General features: G+C 61.9%; 13 protein-coding genes. 1 reads left to right on the top strand and 12 read right to left on the bottom strand.

From position 1 onward, the window contains the following. Nucleotides 1–17: 17 nt before the first annotated feature. The 7 genes from R9B84_RS03835 to R9B84_RS03805 form a co-directional block, all read right to left on the bottom strand. On the bottom strand, nt 18–692 hold the full coding sequence (locus tag R9B84_RS03835) for a GNAT family N-acetyltransferase (protein WP_423759271.1): 675 nt from the start codon (nt 690–692) through the stop codon (nt 18–20). Beyond that, nucleotides 689–2,017, bottom strand: coding sequence for an aminotransferase class I/II-fold pyridoxal phosphate-dependent enzyme (locus R9B84_RS03830; protein WP_423759270.1), 1,329 nt, complete (start codon nt 2,015–2,017; stop codon nt 689–691). The genes R9B84_RS03835 and R9B84_RS03830 overlap by 4 nt, the downstream gene beginning before the upstream one ends. Nucleotides 2,018–2,081: 64 nt before the next feature. After that, nucleotides 2,082–2,999 carry a UDP-3-O-acyl N-acetylglycosamine deacetylase gene (locus R9B84_RS03825; protein ID WP_423759269.1) on the bottom strand — a complete coding sequence of 306 codons (918 nt, stop codon included), beginning with the start codon at nt 2,997–2,999 and terminating at the stop codon, nt 2,082–2,084. Continuing rightward, nucleotides 2,996–10,636, bottom strand: a complete 7,641-nt coding sequence (locus tag R9B84_RS03820; RefSeq protein ID WP_423759268.1) for an SDR family NAD(P)-dependent oxidoreductase — start codon at nt 10,634–10,636, stop codon at nt 2,996–2,998. The genes R9B84_RS03825 and R9B84_RS03820 overlap by 4 nt, the downstream gene beginning before the upstream one ends. A gap of 3 nt (nt 10,637–10,639) precedes the next feature. Next, nucleotides 10,640–12,172 (bottom strand): LTA synthase family protein, encoded by a 1,533-nt coding sequence (locus tag R9B84_RS03815; RefSeq protein ID WP_423759267.1) that lies wholly within the window; start codon nt 12,170–12,172, stop codon nt 10,640–10,642. Continuing rightward, entirely contained in the window at nt 12,169–12,960 is a 792-nt protein-coding gene (locus tag R9B84_RS03810; RefSeq protein WP_423759266.1) for an SDR family NAD(P)-dependent oxidoreductase, read from the bottom strand. The genes R9B84_RS03815 and R9B84_RS03810 overlap by 4 nt, the downstream gene beginning before the upstream one ends. Then, nucleotides 12,953–14,158, bottom strand: coding sequence for a capsule biosynthesis protein (locus R9B84_RS03805; protein WP_423759265.1), 1,206 nt, complete (start codon nt 14,156–14,158; stop codon nt 12,953–12,955). The genes R9B84_RS03810 and R9B84_RS03805 overlap by 8 nt, the downstream gene beginning before the upstream one ends. Before the next feature lie 332 nt (nt 14,159–14,490). On the opposite strand from R9B84_RS03805, the gene R9B84_RS03800 reads away from it, so the two are divergent. Then, entirely contained in the window at nt 14,491–16,425 is a 1,935-nt protein-coding gene (locus tag R9B84_RS03800; RefSeq protein WP_423759264.1) for a glycosyl hydrolase family 28-related protein, read from the top strand. Nucleotides 16,426–16,740: 315 nt separating this feature from the next. Here R9B84_RS03800 and R9B84_RS03795 read toward each other — a convergent pair whose 3' ends face one another. The 5 genes from R9B84_RS03795 to R9B84_RS03775 all read right to left on the bottom strand — a co-directional run bounded on the left by R9B84_RS03795 (nt 16,741) and on the right by R9B84_RS03775 (nt 23,553). Beyond that, entirely contained in the window at nt 16,741–17,799 is a 1,059-nt protein-coding gene (locus R9B84_RS03795; RefSeq protein WP_423759263.1) for a hypothetical protein, read from the bottom strand. Between the two features lie 206 nt (nt 17,800–18,005). Next, nucleotides 18,006–18,653 carry an ABC transporter ATP-binding protein gene (locus R9B84_RS03790; protein WP_423759262.1) on the bottom strand — a complete coding sequence of 216 codons (648 nt, stop codon included), beginning with the start codon at nt 18,651–18,653 and terminating at the stop codon, nt 18,006–18,008. Beyond that, nucleotides 18,650–19,447, bottom strand: a complete 798-nt coding sequence (locus R9B84_RS03785) for an ABC transporter permease (protein WP_423759261.1) — start codon at nt 19,445–19,447, stop codon at nt 18,650–18,652. Before R9B84_RS03785 ends, R9B84_RS03790 begins: the two co-directional genes overlap by 4 nt. An 11-nt stretch (nt 19,448–19,458) precedes the next feature. After that, on the bottom strand, nt 19,459–21,564 hold the full coding sequence (locus R9B84_RS03780; RefSeq protein ID WP_423759260.1) for a hypothetical protein: 2,106 nt from the start codon (nt 21,562–21,564) through the stop codon (nt 19,459–19,461). Between the two features lie 42 nt (nt 21,565–21,606). Beyond that, a complete protein-coding gene (locus R9B84_RS03775) occupies nt 21,607–23,553 on the bottom strand; it encodes a glycosyltransferase family 61 protein (protein ID WP_423759259.1) in 1,947 nt (648 codons plus the stop codon). Between the last annotated feature and the right edge of the window lie 39 nt (nt 23,554–23,592).

The following is a 23,592-nucleotide window of genomic DNA, read 5'->3' as shown; positions in this document are numbered from 1 at the left end:
CGCACAGTGACGCGCCGTCAGGCGCGGCGCGTGAACCGCATCCGGACCGAATCGAGTTCGGCGGGCAGCCGGCCCGAGCGGGCGCGCGGCCGCGGCAGTGCGGCGAACCCGAGGCGTTCGTACAGTGCGCGGGCGCGCACGTTGCGGGTCAGCACGTCGAGCACGATGTCGCGGCTGCCGTCGGCCGGCAGTGCGCCGGTGTCCAGCGCGTCGCGGAACAGCGCGCTGAAGATGCCCGTGCCGCGCTGGCGCGCGTCGGTCGCGCAATGCGCGACGAGGATCTGCGAACGCTTCGGCGCCGGAATTTCCGTTTCGAGGATCAGCCCGCGCAGCAACTGGCCGATCGTGCGGCGCACGCCGAAGAAGCGCGCGAGCGCCCACACGACATGCACGTCGTCGAACATCGTCCGCTGCCCGTCGTGAATCGCCATCACGGCGAGCACGGCGCCGTCTTCACCGACCGCGACGCGATGCCGGCGCCACGAGAAGCGGCCATGACGCGACCGGAACGCCTGCTGCAGGAAAGCGATGCAGCGCGCTTCGTTTTCCCCGAGAAAGAAGCCGAATTCGGCCACGCCGGACGCAAACACGAGCGGCGCGCACGACGCCGCGTCGTCCGCATCGGCCGCGCGAAACCGCGCGTGGCCGTCGGCACGCGGGGCCGCTTGCGCGAACGCGGCGGCCTGCGTCACGCGGTACGTCCCGCGAGTCGCGACAACACCGCAACCGTCCGGCTGATCTGCTCCGGCTCATGCGTCGAGCAGATGAAGAAGCGCAGGCGCGCGGCCTTTTCCTCGACGGCCGGATAGAAGATCGGCTGCACGTTGATCCCTTCGTCGAACATCGCATTCGCCCACTGCGCGGCCTTCAGCGAGCTCCCGGTGATCACCGGCACGACCGCATACCCGGCACTCGTGCCCGTATTCAGCCCGGCGGCCCGCGCCTCGGTCAGGAACTGCCGCCCGCGTGCCTGCAATCGCGCAACGCGCTCCGGCTCGGCCTGCAGGCGTTCGAGCGCGGCCAGCGACGCTTCGGCGAGCGTCGGCGCGAGCCCGACGCTGTACAGGAAACCCGGTGCCAGATGGCGCAGCATGTCGACGAGCGGCTGGCAGCCGGCGATGAAGCCGCCGCAACCGGCCAGCGTCTTGCTCATCGTGCCCATCCACATGTCGACCTGGTCGGGCGCGACGCCGCAATGCTCGCGGATGCCCTTGCCGGTCGCGCCGAGCACGCCGAGCGAATGCGCCTCGTCGACCAGCAGGAATGCGCCATGGCGCGTCTTCACGTCGACGAAGCGCTGCAGGTCGGGGAAATCGCCGTCCATGCTGTACAGCCCTTCGATCGCGATCAGCACGTGCCGGTACTCGCGGCGCACGCGCGAAAGCAGTTCGTCGAGCGCCTGCCAGTCGTTATGCGCGAAGCTCAGCCGCTTCGCACCGCTCAGTTGCGCGCCCTGCACGATGCTGTTGTGCGCGAGCGCGTCGTGGACGATCAGATCGCCCGGGCCGAACAACGCGCCGATCACGGTCACGTTGGTCGCATGGCCGCTCACGAACGCGACGCAGTCGTCGGTTTCGTAGAACGCGGCCAGCGCGCGCTCGAGATCGCGCTGCACCGGGCGCTCGCCCGCGACCATCCGGCTCGCGGATGCCGACGTGCCGTAGCGGTCGATCGCGGCTTTCGCGCGCGCGGACACGGCCGGATCGCCGGCGAGCCCGAGGTAGTTGTAGTTCGCGAAGTTCAGGTACTCGCGACCGCCGATCTGCGTCGTCGCACCGGCCACGCCGTCATGCACGCGGAAGAACGGCGAGTCGACGCGCAGCTTCTCGCCCATCTCGCGCATGATCCGGACCTGCTGATACTGCGGCATCGATTCGAAGCGGCTGCGCGCCGATGCGGTCTGCGCAGCCGGCGTGCCGGGCACGCCAGGCGCCGCGGCGGCATCCGTCGCGCGCTCCAGTTGCCGTTTCAGCGCTTTCGCCGCCAGTTGCTGGCGAAGATGCTCTCCCAGTGCCATTGCTTCCTTCGCTTTATCTCGAAAAGGCGCTATGTTACGCCGCGAATTTTTAAAAGGCGTGGTGTCACGCGTCGGAAAACTCGGCCCACTGCCAGGCGTCGGTGTCGGCCAGCAACGCATCGACCAGCCTGAAATTCATCTCGTGGCTCGGCCGCAACGCACTCACGCGCGCCAGCAGCGGCGCGCCGGCAAGCGCGAGATCGCCGACCAGGTCGAGCACGCGATGCCGGACGAACTCCTCCGGCAGCCGCATCCCGCCCAGCACGCGATTGCCGACGATGGACGCGGTGCACGACGGCCGCGCGCCGCGCAGGATCGGCACGCCGCGCAGATAACCGGCGACGATCGCCGGCACGGCCCACTTCACCCGCCCGTACGAGCGCGACGGCGCGATTTCGGTCGCGAATGCGGCCGGCGTCAGCGCACCGTCCCAGTGCATGTCGCCGAAGCCGCGCAGGTCGTTGCGCACGCTCAGCTCGTAGCGCGACGCCGGCTCGATCCGCATTTCGCGCCGCTGGTCGCCGTCGCCGTCCGTGACGACGACGGGCCGCAGCACGCGGATGAAGCGCTTCGGCGCATCGAGCGCCACGCGGCCGCATGCGCGGATCGCGTCCACCCACGGCGTTGCGCTGCCGTCGAGAATCGGCACTTCCTCCGCATCGAGCTCGACGATCGCGTGATCGATCTCGCACGCGAGCAACGCGGCAAGCAGATGTTCGATCGTGCGAACGCCGACGCCGTCGGCGTTGCGCAGCATCGTGCAGAGCGGCTGTGCGCGGCGCAGCGCGGGGTCGACCGGCAGCGTCGCAAGCGCGCGCCCTTGCTCGACGCGACGGAACGCGATGCCCGTCACGCCGTCTTCCGGACGCGCAGGCAGGATTCGCACGCTCACCCGGCGCCCCGTGTGCAACCCGTGACCGTCGATCGTCAGCGTGCGTGCCAACGTACCCTGGCGCGTTGCCCAGCCGGTCGGCGCGCTCATCGGGCGACTTCCAGCGTCGACGATGCATCGCCCGCAACGGGCGCCGGCCGGCTGTCGAGCATCGCGCGCGCTTCGCCTTCGATCGCATGCTTCGCCGCGAGCGCCGCGACCGCCTCGTGTGCCGCATCGGTCGCCGAGCCGGCGTCGGCATCGGCCGACGCGCCGATCGAATCGACGATGCGCCCGGCCAGCGTCGTCACGGACGCGCCCTCGGCGATCGCCATCACCGACAGCTTGACCTCGAACGCTTCCTCGACCGCGAGGCCAAGCTCCATCCCCATCAGCGAATCCATGCCCATGTCGAGCACCGACTTGTCGAGCGCGATGCGATCGGGCGTCATGTGCAGGATGCGCGCGATCTGCGCCTGCAGCGTCCCGGCAACGAGCGCGATCGCTTCGTCGCGCGGCAACGCGAGCACCTCTTCCCGCAGTTGCGTGCCCCCGTCGCGCGCATCGCCGCCCACCGCATGCGATTGCAGCAGCGCATACCGGCGCGCCTTCGCGGCCGGCATCCCGCGCGCCACGGCGTGCCAGTCGAGCCGGACCACGGCTTCGCCGGCCGCGCCCGCGACCAGCGCCCGCTCGAGCGCAACCATCGCCTCGTCGGACGTGATCGACGCACCGCCGATCCGCGACTGCAGCGCTTCGCGCGTATCCGCATGGCGCGCGAGGAAGCCGACGTCCTCGAGCGGCCCCCAGGCCATGAACGTGCCGGGCAAGCCTGCCTCGCGGCGATGTTCGACGAGCGCCTCGAGGAAGCTGTTGGCCGCGACATAGTTCGACTGCCCCGGATTGCCGAGATAGGTCGTCGCCGACGAATAGACCACGAACAGGTCGAGCGGCAGCGCCCGCGTCGCGCGATGCAGGTTCCACGCGCCGGCCACCTTCGGGGCGAGCACCGCGGCCATGCGCGCGTCGTCGAGATTACGCACGAGGCCGTCGTCGATCGACATCGCCGAATGCAGTACGCCCTTCAGCGGAACATCGCGCCGGACGATCGCGGCAATCATCGCGTCGACCGCCACGGCGTCGGTCACATCGCACGAGACGACGTCGACCGTCACACCAAGCGTTGCATGCCAGCGCTCGACTTCGTCGCGCGCCGCGGCCGCGAGTTCGCCGGAACGGCTCGCCAGCGTCAGCCGGCGTGCACCGCGCTCGACCATCCAGCGCGCGCTCGCGAAGCCGAGCCCGCCCGTACCGCCGACCACCAGATACGCGCCATGCGGATCGAGCGCGAGCGAACCCGCACCGGTGACGCCGCGCGTCGGCGCCGGCGTGCCGGACGGATAGGTCACGAGCACCTTGCCGATCTGGCGCGCCTGCTGCATGTAGCGGAACGCGTCCTCGGCCCGTTCGGCGGGGAACGCGCGATACGGCAGCGGATGCAGCGACGCAGCCGCGAACAGCGCCATCACTTCGCCGAACAGGCGTGCCGTCAGCTCCGGCAACGCGCCCATCAACTGATCGGCATCGATGCCGAAATAGCTGATGTTGTTGCGGAACGGCCTGAGCCCGATATGGCTGTTTTCGTAGAAGTCGCGCTTGCCGAGTTCGAGGAAACGACCGAACGGACGCAGCGTATCGATGCTGCGCACCATCGCCTCGCCGGCGAGCGAATTCAGCACGATGTCGATGCCCTGGCCGCCCGTCATTGCGCGAATCTCGTCCGCGAACGCAAGGCTGCGCGAATCGAGCACGTGGTCGGCACCGAGCAGGCGCACGAACTCGCGCTTCTCGTCGCTGCCGGCCGTCGCGAACACTTCCGCGCCGAAGTGGCGCGCGAGCTGGATCGCGGCGATCCCGACGCCGCCCGCGCCGCCGTGCACGAGCACGCGCTCGCCGCGGCGCAGCCGCGCGAGTTCGACAAGCGCGTAATACGCGGTGAAGAACGTGGTCGGCACCGTCGCCGCTTCCTCGAACGACAGGCGCTCGGGTTTCTGCGCGATGGCTTGCGCGCGCGTCCGGACACGTGTCGCGAACGAGGCCGGCGCGAACCCGAGGACGGCGTCGCCCGGCGCGAATGCCGTCACGCTGGCGCCCACCCGGGTGACGCGGCCGGACAGTTCCATGCCGATCGTCGCGCCCGCGAAGCCGGTCTCGACCGCTTCATCGGACAGCAGCCCCATCGCATACATCACGTCGCGGAAATTGAGGCCGGTTGCAACGGGCTCGATTTCCACCTCGTCCGCGCCCAGCGCGCGTTCGGGCAACGCAAACCATTCGAGATTGCGCAACGAACCCGGCGCATCGAACGCGAGCACGGCCGCGCGCGCGATCGCGCCATCGTTGCGGGCCGCGGCCTGCGCAGCCGTCAGCATGCGCGGCACCAGCCGCCCGTGTGCGGTCAGGATCACTTCTTCCTCGACCGCCGCGCCGGTCAGCTCTCGAATCAGCGCGTCGGGAATCCGGTCCGCCGCTTGATCGACGTCGATCAGGCGGGACGCGAGTTCGGGATGCTCGTTCGCCAGCACGCGCCCGAGGCCCCACAGCGTCGCCTGTTCCGGATGCGCATTCGCGGCTCCGGCGAATGGCGCGCCGCCACGCGTGACGATGGTCAGCCGCGTGGCCGCGTTCGGCTGCGCGCCGAGCTCGCGGACCAGTGCCGCCAGCGCGATCGCGCCGTTGCGCTGCGCGGCCATCAGGCTATCGCCCGTCGCCGTTTCGGCCAGCGGCGTTTCCGGCGCGCAGAACACGACATGGGCCGGCTGCCCGGCCGGCAACGACGCGATCGCATCGGCCGCGTGCGCGATGTCCACGATATCGGCCGGAAAACCCGCTTGCGCCAGCGCATCGGCCAGCCGCCCGCCGAAACTGCCGGCGGCATCCGGCGCGTGCACCACGAGCCATTGTTCAGTGCGTGCAAGCGTATCGAGATCGCTCTGGCCGTCGCCGCGTTGCGCGGCAACGGCGCTCGCAGGGTTGCGCGCGATCACGAACGTCGGTGTGCCGTCCAGATCGAGCGACTGCTCGACATGCCGCACGATGTCGACGTAGCCGGCGCGGTCGAGCGCCGCATCCAGATCCGCCGGTGCCAGCTGCACGGGCGCGTCGGCTTCCGTCGACGACGCCTGCGGGCCGAACACGATGTCGGAGAAACGGCCGCGGCGCGACTCGGCCAGCAGCAGCACTCCGCCCGGCGCCAGCCACGACCGGATCGCGTTCAGCGCATCGGCCACATCGCGACGGCCGCTCAAGGCCCGATTCGCGACGATCAGGTCGTAAGGCCCGGCTTCGTCGGCCGACAGCGACAGCCGCTCGCCCGGCTGCAGCGCAACCGTGCGCACCGCCGACTCCGCATCCGCGTCGAACCCGGCCAGTTGGCCCGCCGTCGCGGCGATCGTGTGATCGCAGCGCGCGGCCGCGAGATGCAGGCCGAGCGTTTGCAGCACGTCGCCATCCGTCGCGCCCAGTTCGAGCACGCGCAACCGGCGCGCCGGGCGCCATGCATCGACCGCCTGCTCGACGCTCGCCGTCTGCAGCGCGTGCACGTGCTGCCACGTCGGCGATGCGGCAAGGAGTTGCTCGACCAGGCTGTGCCCGGTCGGCGACAGCAAACGTGCGCCATCCTTCGCTCCGCTCAGCACGTCGGGCAACGCCGCGCCGCAATGCGCGAGCAGCGTCAGCTCGGCCACGTGCCCCGGCGATTCGGCCAGCAGCCCGCGCCACAGCTCGTCGAGCGGCGGCAACGCCGCGCACGCGGCATCGTCGCGTACGAGACCCGCGCCGTCTCGATGGGCAAGACCGTCCTCGACGAGCATGTCGGCAAGACGTGCCGCCAGCGCCGCACGCTCCGGCTGCGGCTGCCAGGTGCCGTCGAATGCGCCGAGCGCATCGAATGCCCGCAGCGCGTAGAGGCTCGCCAGCACGTCGAGCAGCGGCAGAATTTCGGTCAGATGCTGCGTACGGCGGCCGTCGTCTTCGGCGCCATCGAGCCGCGCGACGGCTTGCGCGAGCAACGCGTCGGGCGCTGGCAAACCGGCTGCGTCGACTTCGTTCGGCAGCGGTACCTCTTCGAGGCGGTAGACGAAGCGCGCGGGCAGGTTCTGCCGGCGGCCGACGAGATCGACGCGCCGGAACCGGCAAGCGCCGAGCCGTGCGACGATCGCCCCCTGCGCATCGAGGAATTCGAAATGCGCGACGATCGAATGCGGGCTGCGCCGGTCGACTCGTGCGAGCACGCGTTCGACCGTGTCGCCCCGCAGATAGTCGACCCGGCCGATCTGCACCGGCACGTAAGCCGGATGCTCGCCGTCGCGTGCGTGCGCGGCAAGCAACGCGAACAGCGGATGAAACCCGCTGTCCATCAGCGCCGGATGCAGCAGATACGCGGACAGCGCCCGTGCGTCCCCGCATGCGGCAGGCGCGGCGATGTCAGCCAGCGCCGCGTCGTCGTCCACGGCGACCCGCACGGTGCGGACCCAGCGGAACGCCGGCCCGTAGCCGAGGCCGATGGCCGCCGTATTCGCGTACAGCGTATCGCCGTCGGCAGCCGGCAGCGCGAGCAGGCGATCGAGCGTGTCGGACGGCACGACGCTCGCGGCGCCGAGCGCGGTGCCGCTTTCCAGCATCCGGCCCGTCACGTTCAGCGTCCATGCGCCTTCGGACATCCGGTCGCGCGTCTCGATCGTGAAGGTCGCGGTGCGCGGCTCGATCACGAGCCGGAACAGCTTCGCCTGCTGCGGCTGGAAGACGACCGGCGTGCGAATCTCGACGTTTTCGAGCGCCGCATCCGGCGTATCGAAGAAGGCGCGCGCCGCGGCGAGCGCCATTTCCACGTATCCCGCCCCCGGGAACGCAACGCCGCCATCGACGACGTGATCGGCCAGCATCGGCAGCTTCGCCGGATCGAGCTGGTTTTCCCACGCGAATGCGTGTTCGTGCAGGCGATAGCCGAGCAGCGGATGCTCGCGGCGGCGATTGACGAGGCCGTAGCCTTCGACGGTCGGCGTCAGCCAAAAGCGTTCGCGCTGCCACGGATAGGACGGCAATGCCGCTCGCGACGTGCCCGGCGCGAAGCGGTCGGGATCGACGTTCGCGCCATGTGCGATCGCCGCGAGAATCGCCTGCCGCAGCGTCGCCGCGCTGCCGTGATCGCGCTTGAGCGTCGGCAGCGCCACGCCGGTCGCGCCGGCCGCGGCGAACGCCTGCTTCACGTACGTGCGCAGGATCGAATGCGGCGAAACCTCGACGAACAGCCGGACGCCCTGCTCGATCAGATGCGCGATGCCGTCGCCGAAGCGCACGGGCTCGCGGATATTGCGCCACCAGTAGCGCGCATCGAGCTCGCTGCCGGCGAACGCGCCGCCGGTCACCGTCGACACGAACGTGCCGTTGCCCGGTTGCGGCCGCAGGCTGGCCAGTTCGGCCAGCACGACCGGCTCGATGCGATCCATGTGGCTGCTGTGGAACGCATAGTCGAGATCCAGCATCTGGAAGAACTTGCCGCTGCCGCGCAGCGCAGCCTCCAGTGCCTGCAATCCCTGCAGTTCGCCCGCGAGCGTCACCGCATCGGGGCTGTTGATGCCGGCGATCTCGACGCGTCGCGCGAGCCCATGGCGCGCGATCAGTTCGCGTGCCGCCGCCTCGCCGATGCCGACCGCCGCCATCCGGCCGCTGCCGCGCGTCATCGCCTGCGCGCGGCTGCGAATCTTGATCACGCGAACCGCGTCGGCGAGCGACAGCGCGCCCGTCACCCACGCTGCAGCAATCTCGCCGACGCTATGGCCGATCGCCGCGTCGTAGCGCATGCCGCGCGCGTCGATCACGCGGATCATGCCGACCTGGATCGCGAACAGCAGCGGCTGCGCGTTTTCCGTCGCGGCGAGCCATTCGGCACCCGCGCCGGCCAGCCATTCCGCGCCCGGGCCGCCGCGCATCACGTCGACCAGCGACGGGCTGCCGTCGGCGCACCACAGCGCATCGACTTCGTCGAGCGCCGCACGGAAGACCGCATTCTCGGCATAGAGCTCGTTGCCCATCCCGACCCACTGGCAACCGTTGCCCGAGAAGACGAGCGCGGTGCGCAACGCGTCGGCGGGTGCCTGGCCAGTCGCCACGCACGCCGGCAGCCCTTCCGGCGCTGGCTGGGCCAGCACCGCGAGCGCCGCGCGGCCTTCGGCCACATCGGCCGGCGCGATAATCGCGCGATGCTCGAGCCATTGGCGGCGACGTGCGGCCGCGGCGGCAAGCGCCTGCCAGTCGCCGCCGTTATCGAGCACCGCCAGATAGCGGCTCGCGAGCGCGCCGAGCGCATTCGCGCTGCGCGCAGTCAGCACGAGCGGAGACGGCGCGCCAGCCGATTCCACCGCAGCCGTCGACGTTGCCTGCGCAACCGCAACCGACACCGGCGCCTCGGTCAGCACGACGTGTGCGTTCGTTCCGCCGAAGCCGAACGAGTTGACGCCGACCGTCAGCGGCGCGTCGCCCGCGTCGAGCGGCATGTAGCGATCGACGACGCGCAGACGCCCGCCGTCGAAATCGATGCCCGGATTCGGCGTGACGAAATGCAGCGAGCGCGGCACCGCGCGATGCTTCAGGCACAGCACGGCCTTCAGCAGGCCGGCCATGCCGGACGCCGTTTCGAGATGGCCGATGTTGGTCTTCACCGAACCGATGAGCAGCGGACGGTCCGCCGGGCGCCCGCCCGACACCACGTCGATCAGCGCGCGCGCTTCGATCGGATCGCCGACTGCCGTGCCGGTGCCGTGCGCCTCGAGGTACGCCAGCGACTGCGGATCGATGCCCGCGCGCGCGTAGACACTGCGCAGCAGCGACGCTTGCGCGGCCGCGCCCGGCACGCTGATGCCGCCCGGCGAGTGGCCGACCGAGTTCACGCCGGAACCGGCGATCACCGCATGGATCGTGTCGCCGTCGGCGAGCGCGCGCTCGAGCGGCTTGAGCAGCACGAACGCGCCGCCTTCCGAGCGGACGTAACCGTCGCCGGTCGCATCGAACGCGCGGCAACGGCCGCGCGGCGACAGCATCGACGCCTTGGAGAAGCTGACGAAGCCGAACGGGTGCAGCAGCAGGTTGACGCCGCCGGCGAGCGCCATGTCGGCTTCGCCGGACTGCAGTGCCTTGACGGCCTGATGGAGTGCGACGAGCGACGACGAGCAGGCCGTGTCGACGGACATGCTCGGGCCGCGCAGATCGAACAAGTAGGACACGCGGTTCGACGCGATGCTCAGCGTGTTACCGGTCGCCGAATACGGATCGATCACGTTCAGATCGTCCATGTTGCGGTTGCCGTAGTCCATGCTGGCGGCACCGACGAACACGCCGCAGTTGCTGCCGCGCATGTCGGCCGGGCGCACGCCCGCATCCTCGAATGCTTCCCACGCGAGTTCGAGCAGCAGGCGCTGCTGGGGGTCCATCTGGGCCGCTTCGCGCGGGGAAATGCCGAAGAACGCGGCGTCGAAGCCGGCGACGTTGTCGACGACGCCGGCCGAGAACGTGTAGCTCTTGCCCGGTTCGCGTTTGGACGGGTGCTGGTAGAAGTCGGTGCCGAAGCGGTCGGCGGGGATTTCGGTCACTGCGTCGCGTTCGTCGCGCAGCAGGCGCCAGAAGTCGCCCAGATTGTTTGCGCTCCCGGGAAACCGACAAGCGATCCCAACTATTGCAATCTTACTGTTCATCTTTTATGTCGCTTTCTCGGATGCGCACGGCCCTTCCGCACGATGTCCGTCCTCTTGTACCACGCGCAGCAATGCCGCCCCTAACTCCTCGGCGGCCAGATTCCGGTATTCAGGAGTCGCTGCGCCGTAATTCCGCCAAATGAAGTAGTCGCTGTGTTGCGGATTAACACCCAGCTTATGAAAGACATGAGGCAGAGCGGGAACGTGGTCGCCGTAGAAACAAACAACCGTTTCACGATTGCTGGTGCGCAAATAATCGACCAGGCGCCCGATCATTGCGTCCGCATTTTCAATGTGCCGCAGATAGGCAGTCAGATCGCGCCAGGATGCTTGCTCGCCCAGAGTATGCCGTGAAGACGATTCTCCAGGCAAAACCTGCTCCAGATGCAACGGGCCGTGGTTCTCCATTGTCATTGCAAACACGAAGCGCGGGCGGTCGCCACCCGCCGCCTCAAGTTCTGCAATGATCGCCTCGGCGACCGCGGCATCCGCCACGTAAGGCCCCGCACGGCGCGCCGACGCAAAGTGACGGATATCGAGAAAGCGCGTAAAGCCGAGCAACGGAAATACCCGGTCGCGTCCGAAGAAATCGGCGTAATAGGGATGAATCGCGACTGTGTCGTAGCCGCAACGGCCGAGCCAGGACGCGAGTGACGCGATTTTATTTCTTACAAATGCATAGGGATAGAAACGCGCATACCCGAGCGAAAAGGATTCCGTGCCGGTCAACACCGCGAATTCCGTGCGCATGGTGTTTGCGCCCCAGGCAGGCACCGTCATCTCGCCATGCCAGACAGCCTCGCGACGCGTGTCGTCGAAGCGCCTGAAGATTTCCGGCGCGACTGCCTCGCCGAGCCGGCGCGCGTCGAAGAACGATTCGCTCTGGATCAGGATTACGTCAGGGTGCCGCGTCGGTTCACCGGTTGCGAACGGCCCGGTCGCCACAGCCTCGCGAAACCGCCGGAACGTCGCAGGACGCAGGCCGTTGAGCAGATAAGCAACGAACACGGCAAAAAAACCGTGGCGACACTGGTCGACGTACGGATCGAGCGTGAGAGGCAAGCGCGCGGCGACGGGAAAGGCAAGCGCGAACGGCAGCGCCGCCACGAGCCAGGCCAACACGCGGGAGCCTGGAAACACGGGCCGCTCGACGATGAAACCCGCGATCACGAGCACGATGCCCGCGCCGATCGCAACAACCTTGCCGACGCTCAGGAACGGCAGGTATAGACGAGGATGCGAAAACAACTGGCTGAAAAGGCTCAGATCGGTAAATACGAACGGCTCGCGCAGCGACTCGTACTTCGCATTGCTGACGGCGGCGACAAGGCCGACGAGCGCGAGCGACGCGCAGGCCGAAAATAGCGGCCGCGACGTGACGGCGAACATCAAGTCGAACAAGAAGAGTACGGAAAGAATGTGAAGCACTGACGACAGCATTGGCCGCCTCAGCGGCGCGCGCGGGACAGCGACCGCATCGACCGCGAACGACAGCGCAACGGTGGCGGCCAGCGTCACGACAAGACGCGCACTCAATTGACCCGATCCTTCGACGGCAGATAAGACAGACGGTCGAGGATCGCGTCGGCAACCGCGGCGGGCAGAAGCGGCAGGAGGCGCATGCCAAACGCGAGCAATCCGGGAAATGCGATCTCGTTTCGTCCCGCATCGAGCCGCCGGCGAATGTATGCGGCCGAGCGCTCGGCACTCCAGAGGAACGGCTTGTCGCCGGGAAACACGTCACTCATCGCCGTCTTCACGAAGCCGGGCAGAATGACGGTCACACCTACACCGTCGCGCGCCAGCAGCGGCCGCACGGAATCACCATAGGCCTTGATCGCGGCCTTGCTCGCGCAATAGGCCGGGGAGATCGCCATGCCCCGCAGCGCCGCGATCGAACTGACCATCGCGATTCGGCCGCGCCTGCGCTCACGCATCCGGTCGACGACCGGCAGGACCGTATGCAAAGCACCGTAGAGATTCGTGTCGATGACGCGAGCCGTGCGCTCAAGGTCTTCCCAGTCGCTCACGTCGGCGATCGTGCTGGCCACGCCAGCGTTCGCGATCAGCAGGTCGATCGGGTGACGGGTGTCGAAATCGGCCAGCCACGCGGCAGTCGACTCGGCGTCGCGCACGTCGATCGTGCCCGTGTCGACCATGGCGCCCCGCGCACGGCAGGCCCCCGCCGTTATATCGACTTCGGCGGTATTGCGCCCGACAATGCCGAGCGTCGTGCCCGGTCGGGCATAGGCGAGCGCAAGCGCGCGGCCGAGACCGGCACTGGCGCCGGTGATGACGATGCACCGCTGCAGTTGATCAGGCATCCGCGCGATCCAGGCGCTCGACCGCACCCGCGACCGCCATCTCGATACCGGTTCGGGTGTAGAAATCGCCGTTGATTTGCGTGTGATGCATCACGTAGTCCAGGAAGGCGTGATAGAGGTGCATGTCCGGCAGCTCGCCACCGTGCCAGAAATCGTCGAGTTTTCCCTGCCAGGTCAAGCCGGCCATATTATAAATGGCGGTCCCGAGTGCCACTAGCGGGCGTTCATGGTGCAGCGCCGACAATCCGACCGTGCTGTTCACCACGACTACGCCGCTCGCATGCTCGAGTAGCGTCGGCAAGTGGCCCGAGTTGATGAAACGGATTCGATCCCCGATGCCGGCCTCGCGCGCGATCGACAACGCGAAACGATGATATTCGATCATGCCGGTGTCGAGCGGGTGGTTCTTGATCAGCAGCACCGCATCGCTCGGCGCATGCCGGGCGAACGAGCACACCACGTAGTTGATCGCATCGCGTACACCTTCAAAGGGCGAATGCACGACGATCTGCGCATCTGAGTTGAGCTGAAGCGGAAACAGGTAATAGGGCCGGCCGGTGTCGAGCAATTCGCGCGCGACTGCCTCTGCCTGACGGTGATGGCGCCCCTGCAACAGCGCACGAAACGCAAGTCCTGTGTATTCGACGACCCCGTTGCGCGGCCGGTGACTGCAATAGTGGGGATAGCGCCACGCAAGCAGCGCGTTGGCAACGCGATACGTGATGTCGTGAAAGACGCGCTCGTAGAGATTGTAGCCGGTCGGCTGACCGGGTTGAGCGGACGGGACGAGAGCCTGCTGACGCAGATATTCGGCTGGATCCGTCGGCATCAACGAGCGGCCATTGACACCGTAGCGTTCGAGCGTGATCCAGTGAGGACGGACATAGCCCTCTTCAAACGCATGCACGCGCAAACCCAGCGACTCCGTTATCGGATGTATATGCCGGTGAATCTCTCTGCAATCGCCAAACATGATGACGTCGGTGATGTGCTCGCGGCGCACGAGATCGGCGTACCAAGCAGGCAGATCCGAGGGCTTGCCGCCGTAGCTCACGCTGGGGCTGCGCCCGTCATAGAACCAATCCCCCCCGCAGAAATTGATTCGACGAACGACGTGTCCACGCGCGCGAAGCGCGTCGGAAAGCCGAGCAAAGAAAGACGACGCCGTGCCTTGCAGCACAAGAAATGAGCGAGGCATGGTATGGGTGACGCGGATTTATTCGAAAAATTGGCCTGCTCTTGTGGATCCTGACCGTGCGCGCACATCGGCGCCAGGCCGTGCCGCCGCCTCCCGGCGACAGTCGACAAATATATCACTACGAATGTGACAAACCTATCGACAGTTCGCGGAAATCGCTCGGGCCGATGCGGAATGCGAGCAGCAATACCCTGCCAATCGCTTCCTTGTCTTGATCCTGCAGAACGCCCATGGGCCAGCCGCAGTCATATGCACAGTAACTGCTAACGAGCCGGTGGCAGCGACCAGCCGCCGCATTTCCACCGCGACAGCGCAGGGATTGAAAGGACAACATGAAAACAGGGAACGAACAATATCGACGTATCGCCATTGCGTCAAGCAAAAGCTCAAAAAAATTCACGCTACCAACACCGATTAACATAGAAACGATAATCGATCGAATCCTTATATTTCCTCGGTTAACAGCAAGAGTCACTCTTCGGAATGAAGAAAAAAATCGCGAATTTGATGCCAATAAATACCATCAATCCACCGCACTCGCCTGGCTACTGGGACTCGGCCTCGCAGGCTGCAGTTGTTTGGCACCGTCATACGCGGATGATCTCGCCTCTCATCTCGAAAAAAAACCAAATACCGCCAACTTCGATTCGGCTCGAGTATTTCAGTTACCGGCCGCTGGAAGTGTTCCCCGCTCAATAATCGATAAATTGTCTGATAGCGACAACGTGTTCGATTTCATGTCGCCAGCACAGATCGCCGATGTCAAAGCCGGTACCGCCAGCACCGATGTATCGAAAGCCATCCAGGCCTGCATTGACTACCAATCGAGCAAGCGACGCGGGGGCACCTGCGATCTGCCATCAGGTGTATACCTCGTCAAGTCGACACTCCGAGAAACCCGCTCCCACATCAGATTGCGCGGTGCCGGGAAATCCGCGACCGTCATCGCCACGAATTCCGACATCGTCGATATCCTCGTCGGTACGAACCCGGTCACTGCCCTGGTCGGCAACGACATCATCGATATCGGTTTTTTTCACAACAACGCCGTCGTCAAAACGAAACCACATGTAGTCTTGCTGTCTCCCATTCAGTCCACGATTCGTGCGTCGTTTACAAATGGAGCGTACGGAATATTTCTGTATGGCGGACAGGGTATAAAGCTGGATCAAATCGTTGCACCAGGGAATTATGACCCGGAGACGGGCCCGACACACAATTCACATACGTCCATTTCGTTGCTTCCCTTGAGTTCCGCTTCAGGATACAAAGCATCGACCGGCGCCGTCGATTTGCCAACCGAAGTTGAAATCTCAAGCCCCTATATCAACGGTCCGTTATTGAAGGGCTGGCAATATGGCATTTCCATCTTTGCAGGAGAACATGTCACCCTCGACGGCACCTACTATGTCGGACAATCGACGGTCGATAACGTGCACATCGAACAGGGTGCCGATAACAAACTGATACTGGAGCCCACTCTAGCGCCGGGTGGGTACATCGACGGGGCCGGTCGCGCAGGAGTATGGGTCGGTGGGCCATCGGGTAACGGCTCTCAGTATATCGGCCAGTTATCAATCTATTCGACGATCAAAGGCCAGTCGGGCTCGGGCCTCGATGGCATTGTCATTGACGGCACGAATCGCGGAGGCGCTTATTCACAGGCCGTTATCAATGCCACCTTGTCACCGGCACAAGTGAGCGGATGGCGTCGACACGGAATCAATCTGGCCGGCGGCCAAAACATCAACATCCCTTCGCCCAATGTGTTCGGAAACAGTTTCGTGAAGGTTGGTGAGGGCAACGGTATCGACATCGGCCAGCATGCCGCTGGCGTTCGCATATCCGGCGGGCGCGCCGGCGGTGACGCTTATGGCAGGGGCATCGGAAACCAGGCGCACGGCATCGCGATCTCCCCCTCCTCCAGAAATGTGACGGTTACCGCCGTGGACTTGAATGGCAATCAGTCTCCTACCAACGGCATCTCGAATGCCAATGCGAGCAACAACCAGATTACCGACTGTCCAGGCTTCAATGGAAATCGAGCCACCATTTCCCCGCCATTTCCGGCATCCGGAGCAGAATTCAAGAACCCTTTGGGCTCGCGCGCGCTCGTGTCGATTCAGGGTGGGAAAATCACCTCGATCGCCCTGAACGGCCACCTGCTTTTCAATTCGGCGCCTGACGCGCCATTTCCGATCGCTCCGGGCGATACCCTGAGAATCACCTATTCGTCGCGCCCTGATTGGACCTGGTGGCCGCAATGAGTCGCCGGATCTGAAATGGAGAGTACGCCGTCAAGTCGATGCCGCGTGCGGGCATCGACCGGGAGACCGCTCGCCATGGCGGGCAACTCAAAAAGCACCGATCAGCGATGAAACGCAGCGGCCAAGCCGTCGGACGTAACTCCGGACGTCACGAAAATTTGCAGGATCCAAGCAGAGACATGCCAAGACCCTGCAACTCTCATCATGTCATGTCGGCCAACGAGCCCCGTAGCGAAGTGCGTAGAACTCCTGAAATCGCTCAAGTTCGACTTGCGGCCGTCAGCGCAACGGAATTTCGCATCAAATACGAGATAGTCAAACCGCTCTGAAATCGACATATCCGAATTTTCTCCACGTCGAGAAATTATCCAATAACGCGTAGAATTCCATGTTAGTCGGCATAAGTCGGCGCAAATGAAGAAGGATATCGAAGCCCAATGTGTCGCGCGTAACCACCGCGTCCGATTTATTTTTTTCCAGCCTCTCGCCGCCTTCCGAATCAGAAATAAAATCACTCACCAGATCCGACCTGACCGCGAACACACCAAATCTAAGCATATTATCAATAATTGCCCGCGCGTCATCCGGAGAATTATCCCTTCCGCCAAGGTAATCGAAATATATATTTGCTACGTTGCGATTAAAAAAATCAGAACCACAGAAATTCACAAACCAATCACTGGGATTGCCACCACCACTCTGCCACTCCTCGACAAAAGGTCGCCATTGCGCTCCCCATGCCTCGTCGTTGTTACGCACCATCGTGAAGGCAAAGTTAAAATACGATATCGCTATATCTATCGGATCGCGGATGGATGTGAAAATTACCCCGACCTCACTCAAATTGATGGTGCGATCGTAAAATTCCAGAGTCCTGTGACCGGAGAAAACAATCCGCCGAGGCCGTGAATTTTCGCGATACATGGCCACAAGCGTTGATATATCAAAGCAGGCATTTCTCAGCAGAGTCGCATCGGTTTCGAGGAGATTGTTTACTGTAGTCCCCGCAGTCTTCGGAATGTGAATGAAAATATCCATCCCATGACTTTCAACCGTCTTGGCATAAACAATCTCACCCATGACCTTATTTTCCTCCGAGAAAATAAGGTCATGAAGCAATTCAAAATCCGCCTTTCGATTCAACTCCGCCGCCGAACCAATTCCCCACACGCTCTCAGGAGGGCGGTCAAAAATAATGCGGTAAAGATTCCTTCGATCCAGCCCCTCGAGAAACCTACCGAGTTCCACATTATTTTTAGCGTGCGCGACCCACGCCTCCTTCCCCACCGCTTCGCTGACGAACGAATTCGAAAGCAATGTAAATAAAGCGAGACGATCCGCTCGATTACTGGATTCACGCCTGTTGATTTTCATATTTTCCCTATACCGGTCTTCTTAGCCTCGGAAGACTCAGGCATGAAGTCTATCGCGCGCATGCCTTTACCCCTTCCTGCTTCGCCTCCACCTGAGGCCTAGACGCAACAGAACCGTAGCGACTGCCAACCGTACGATCGATCTGAACGGCCACCCGCTTTTCAGTCCGGCGCCGAGTCCCCATCCCCCATCAATCCCGAACGCCGTCAGATATGATTGTAAAAATCATAAGCATCGTCGACATCGTCAAAATGATGCAATCTGCCGCCTTCGAGCACGCATGCACGATCACAATACTCTTTCACTGTGACCGCATCATGCGAAACCAGAATCATCGCGCGATCTTTGCGCCTCTCAAACAACTCGTACTTGCACTTCTCGTGAAATCTTCGATCACCCACGGCGATCACTTCATCGATGAGAAAGCAATCAAACTCGACCGCCATCGAAATGGCAAACGCCAGGCGCGCACGCATGCCGCTTGAATACTTCTTCACCGGCTCTCGCAGATACTCTCCTAACTCTGAGAACTCCTCGACAAACGGCAGCGCATTTTCGAAGGATGCCTGATATACCCGGCATACAAATCGCAGATTATCCAATCCAGTCAGACTACCCTGAAATCCGCCGGAAAATGCCAGTGGCCAGGAAACGCTCATGCTCCGGGAAATCCGGCCGGATGACGGTAACTCGGAGCCGCTAATCAGACGAATGATGGTTGACTTGCCCGCCCCATTTCTACCCAATATACCGATGCGCTCGCCAGGATTGATGGTTAAATTCACTCCATCAAGAACCAACCTCTGCCCATTCCGGGTCGAATAGTATTTCCGGACGTCATTGAGCTCAATCATTCTGGCTCCACTCGGCGAGAAGCCGCAGACACGACAAACAAACCAAGGCAGGTCAAAACCAGGTTACACAGAACCACGTACGAGATATCAAAATATGTGCGAACTTCATTTCCGTAGTATCCGTGACGAAACAGCTCGACACAGTTGGCAACCGGAAATTTAAGCACAATATTCCTGGCAGACACGGGCAGCCACGCAGCCATCACGAGCGCTCCGGATACAGGCAGCTGAAAATAAGCAATCGGGTGCCACAGTCTCTCGACAACCTCGCTGAACTCCACCAGCGCGCCCACCAACAGGCCCATCGCGGCCGCATACCAGCACAGCAATGCCCACCCGATGATCATGCTCATGACATCGTTGGGAAACGGAATGAGTCCGATCACCATGAAGAAGGCGAACAGAATCATCATCGACAGTGTAGTACCCAGCAGTTCGAGAAGAATCCGAGCCAGAAAGAAGTCGATGACCCGGACGTTGCGGTGATACAAAAGCGCCGCATTCGGCTCGACAGCCATCACGCATCGCCCGATCGTGTTTCGCCACACCAGGATTGTCGAGTAACCGGTCAACGAATAGGCGATTGCACTGATGTGGTGGCTGGTTCCCTCGTTGTGTGCGACATTCCAAAGAATCACCACACCGATCGAAAACAGCATCGGTTCGGCAAACAGCCATGCAAAACCGATGTTGTGTCGTCCGTAGCGAGTAATAATTTCTCTCATCAAGAGCGCATACAAGACGCGCCCCTGAATTTTCAACGAGCCGGTCAGCTCTCGAAAATGGATATTCAATTTAAGCCACCTCAATCGCGATGCTCTTTGATACTGGCAATGAGTAGCTTCAGCGTACACCAGACGATAAATCCGATCGCGAGAATCGCCAGTACGGTTCTGAGGCGACGCGGCAACAGCGGCTTATCCGGCTCGTTCGGCTGGGAAATACGCTCGAGATACAAGTGTTGACGCTGCGCATCGCTACGTGCCGTCTCAAGCGACATGACCGCGGCCGCCAGCTGCTTGTCGGCAAACTGCTTGTCTAGTTCCAGCCGCTCATAAGCCGGGCTCTTGAACGCCAACGAAGACTGCCCGTTGGTCACATTCTTCGAGGCAGCGTCTACCTGCTCCTGCAGCGACTTGATCTTCACCTCCAGCGCACCGATTTGCGGATTGCTCGGCGACACCGCTTTCAACTGAGCCAGTTGAATCTTGCTCGCCACTAGTTCGCTTTGAAGTTTCGTAACGCTCTGCAGGATCAACGAAGACTGGAGATTCGGATCAAAAACAGCCTGCTTCTCGCGATACTGGGAGAGAGCGGTCGCCGCCTGCTTGAGATTCGACTCCGCCAGCACCACTTCGCGCTGGGCGTAAGTGACGAGATCCTGCTGCGCCCGATCATTCATCTGATTGATGCGCTTCTCGCCGAGTTCGAGCAGGTGTTCGTTCAGATCTCTGGCCTCCGACGCCGAAAACGCATTGACCTCCAGGGTGGAAATCCCGGTATCCGAATCGAACTGGACGTTGGCGTGATCCTGGAAATACTTGAACAGGTCTTCGAACGTGCGCCGCTGGGGAAGCAGGCCGAAACGGCTGAAGATGTCGGCCTTCCCGCCACTATAGGCAGTTTCGTACCGAGTTCCTGCGTTCAGCGAAGCAAGTGCATCGCGCGACGTCAGATAATTGTTGACGGCATAGGTGTCGTCTGACGCACGAGAAATACCCGTGGTCTGCAGCAACTGGCCAACGAAGCCGCTGGACTGATTGCTCTTGCTTGGTGTGCGAATGATGAAGGAAGATTGCGATACGTAGATATCTGACGCCATCAAGCCAAAGTACAGGGCCGACACGACAAATGGCACGATCACACACAGGACGAAGAGCTTGTCCATTCTCTCGAGCAGGTTGCTCGCGGATTTTTGATCCGAATTTGAAACATTCTGAGTAACGGAAGCCCGGTCAGAGACATGCCGCGTGCCACCATCGCCCATCGTTTTCGCAGCACCATGCGGTCGATCAGTGAATCGACTCCGGGGAAACTCCAACATCGGCGCATAGAATTTCGCATACTCCGTGACCCAGCGCTGATAGTCGATCTTGCGTCCGTAGATATCGAACTTCTTGTCAGCCGAAAGCCATGCGAGATTCAAAACCTTTCCGATTCTCGGATGAATCGGCGTTTCCGGCTGCAGGACTTCGGCAAGCGACATCAGCCTTTCCGATTCCGCGCGCTCAACGGCATTCAATTCGAGAAAACTCTCGATCTTTTGAATCAGCAGCCCCAACGATGCGTTCGACGGAAGCGTATGTGAATTAAATAGTTTCTTGTTGGAAAAATTTCCCACCAGATAATCGCGAAAATTCCACCCGCACTCGCTCTGCAATACGCCCCATTGCTCCTTGTCCGACTCAAATGCCGATTCTACTTCGGACTCGCTCAAGCCCTCGCCGCCGATGTACTCGAAGACTTCCTCCTCCGAAACGTCGTCGGATTGCACCAGAGCCTTGAGCTTCGAATCGCCGCGCGTTCCGGCAATCGACGAGCCGGACTGCTGCAACCCACTGTCAAAGCAGTCATAGGGCCACAGGCCGGAACACAGCAGCATCGGCACTTTGACAAGCGAGGTGCCGGCATGCTCCTCGAGGAAATTCGCGATATCGGCGCAAATGCCTCTGCGATTCGGGTTGATCTGCAACACGACCCTGGCGCCCGAGCCAACCAGGGCCTTCACGGAACCAAGACAGCCATCGTCGTTTGTATCGACGAAATGGACATCCGACGCTTCCGAGCGGCTCTTCTCGAAAACCTGCTGAAAGTGGCGATACATGCCAAGTGCCTGTACCTCTCCGACAAATATGACACGATCCGGTCGCGAGAGAGCATCAGTGCGTTTTTCAGAATTACCAATATTCACAGTATTTACCTGGCAGTTATCCAAAACAGTTCAATGCGAAATTTATATTAACTGTTCCACCAACCCGGCCACATCAAGGGGATTGACTGCAAAATCACAATGACCATATGGCAGACGCCGATCGATATCGCGTGCGGACCGGAAACTTTCGCCAAAAACATGATACAGATTGAACCCGCGAAGGCGTCCTATGGTGCCGAGAATTGGCATCATGTAATCTTCATCACAGATACTGACGACGTGTGAATTCTCCTGCGAAAAGCAGGACGCGTACATCCCTGCCCCTTCCGCGCCGATGAGCACTTTCGATTGATTGAACAAATCAATTTCTTCTTCAATCGTCAGCTTCTCCGGCTTGACTTCCTCGAAACGATAGCGATCGACCAGAATTTTCCGTACGGAATCGTAATTGACCATATTCCGCCAGGTCCGGCGGCTTTCACGGCTAATCAGAAGATTTTTTATCGGGCGCCGCTTCGTCTTCACAACTCGCCCCAACAACTCTTCGTAGATGCGAATCGTGAATGACGACATTGCCAATGGCCAGGCTCGCGGCACGATCAGCTCGTCGGCCTTGACGATCACTCCAGGCGGCATTTTCACAATTTGATCGTCGGCAATACCTGCGAGTCGCAACATGGCGAGTTGCTTCGCTCGTAGATTGTGCGGAACGATGATTTTTGCGTTCGGAATGCCAAGCTCCCTCAGAATCAATATCCGAGGAAAACATTGAAGAATGAAATGGGAAAAGAACGTATGTACGTCGGGTGTAAAGGCCAGCGGCATGGCCGGCCCCGTGACATTCAAAATTCGCGCCTGTCGCAACTTCGACGTGACGACGCCGTCCACGTTGATACCGCTTCTGTAAAGCTCGGTCATCTCGGTGCGGGCGATTTCGTTTCCGGCGTCCATCGCAATTTCGCCACTTTCAGCAAAATGCAGATAGGTTGAATCAACCGTACCGCGCTGCGCCGCAATTGAGCCATTCTTGATCGTCACGACATCGTTGAAGAACTGTATCTCCGATGTCATTTTCAAGGTATTTTCCGTTGAAATCGGTGAAAAGCTGATCACTTTCTTGGGCTCAACGGGCTTGAAGAATTCTGTCCCCGCGAAACTTAGATTACGAAAATCCGCGTTGTCACTCGCGGCCGCCGTAGTGAAGCTGCAGTCAAGAATATCGAAACATTCAATCTCGATGTCAGGAAGACCATTCAATCCATCTACCAGGATGATGGCCTTTTCCTCGCGTGCTGCCGATGAATTCAATGTATATTCACGGCTCTGCACGACAACGTGTGGATATTTCTCTTCCAATTTCCGTTTGACATTCTGCAAAACGGATTTTTTACCGCAGAACACATAGGTCGTATTTTCATCGACCCAGCCAGCCAGCGCGGCAAACCTTTCGGAGATCTTCAGTTGATCGACGTCGGCCGGCAAAGACAACGCCACCGCCCCGACTTTTCGACGAATGGACTCGACGAATTGCCCCAGATCGTGGATATTTCGACAATGGATATTCTGGAAGTTGTATTCGATATGAGGGAGATTGCCAGCCCACTCCGGAAGCACCTGCTGAGCCGGGTCACCGAACAACAGGCCGGCCGTTGTACTTGCGTTGGCTACCGCAACGCGAAAGTGACTCTTGGGTGCATCACAGACGAATAATTCGGGGCCGTAGCCGGAAGTGAAGTGTCGGGTCTGAAATTCGAGTTGCAGAACGATCTTGTTGAGTACGGCCGCAAAAAATGCATCGAGATCGGTTTCATGTTGCTCGAACGTGGCGAGCATTGACGTGAAATAATAATCTTCAGCCTCGCCACCAAACACATAATTTTTGACGAATTCCGAGTTCTTGCTCAGAAACTGATCGAACGAGCAATTGAGACCACTCACTTGATAAGCATATTCCAGCGCAGATCTTTTTCGTGACTCGTCACCGCTGTCGGCTGCTCGGAAATTACTTACCAGATAAGAACTATCCATTCGATCACTCCCCAATTTCTATTAGACAGGTAATCCCTG

The sequence above is a fragment of the Burkholderia sp. NLJ2 genome, from assembly GCF_049487195.1.
In the GTDB taxonomy this organism is placed as follows: Bacteria; Pseudomonadota; Gammaproteobacteria; order Burkholderiales; family Burkholderiaceae; genus Burkholderia; species Burkholderia pyrrocinia.
This window is presented reverse-complemented; position numbering and strand designations above follow the sequence as displayed.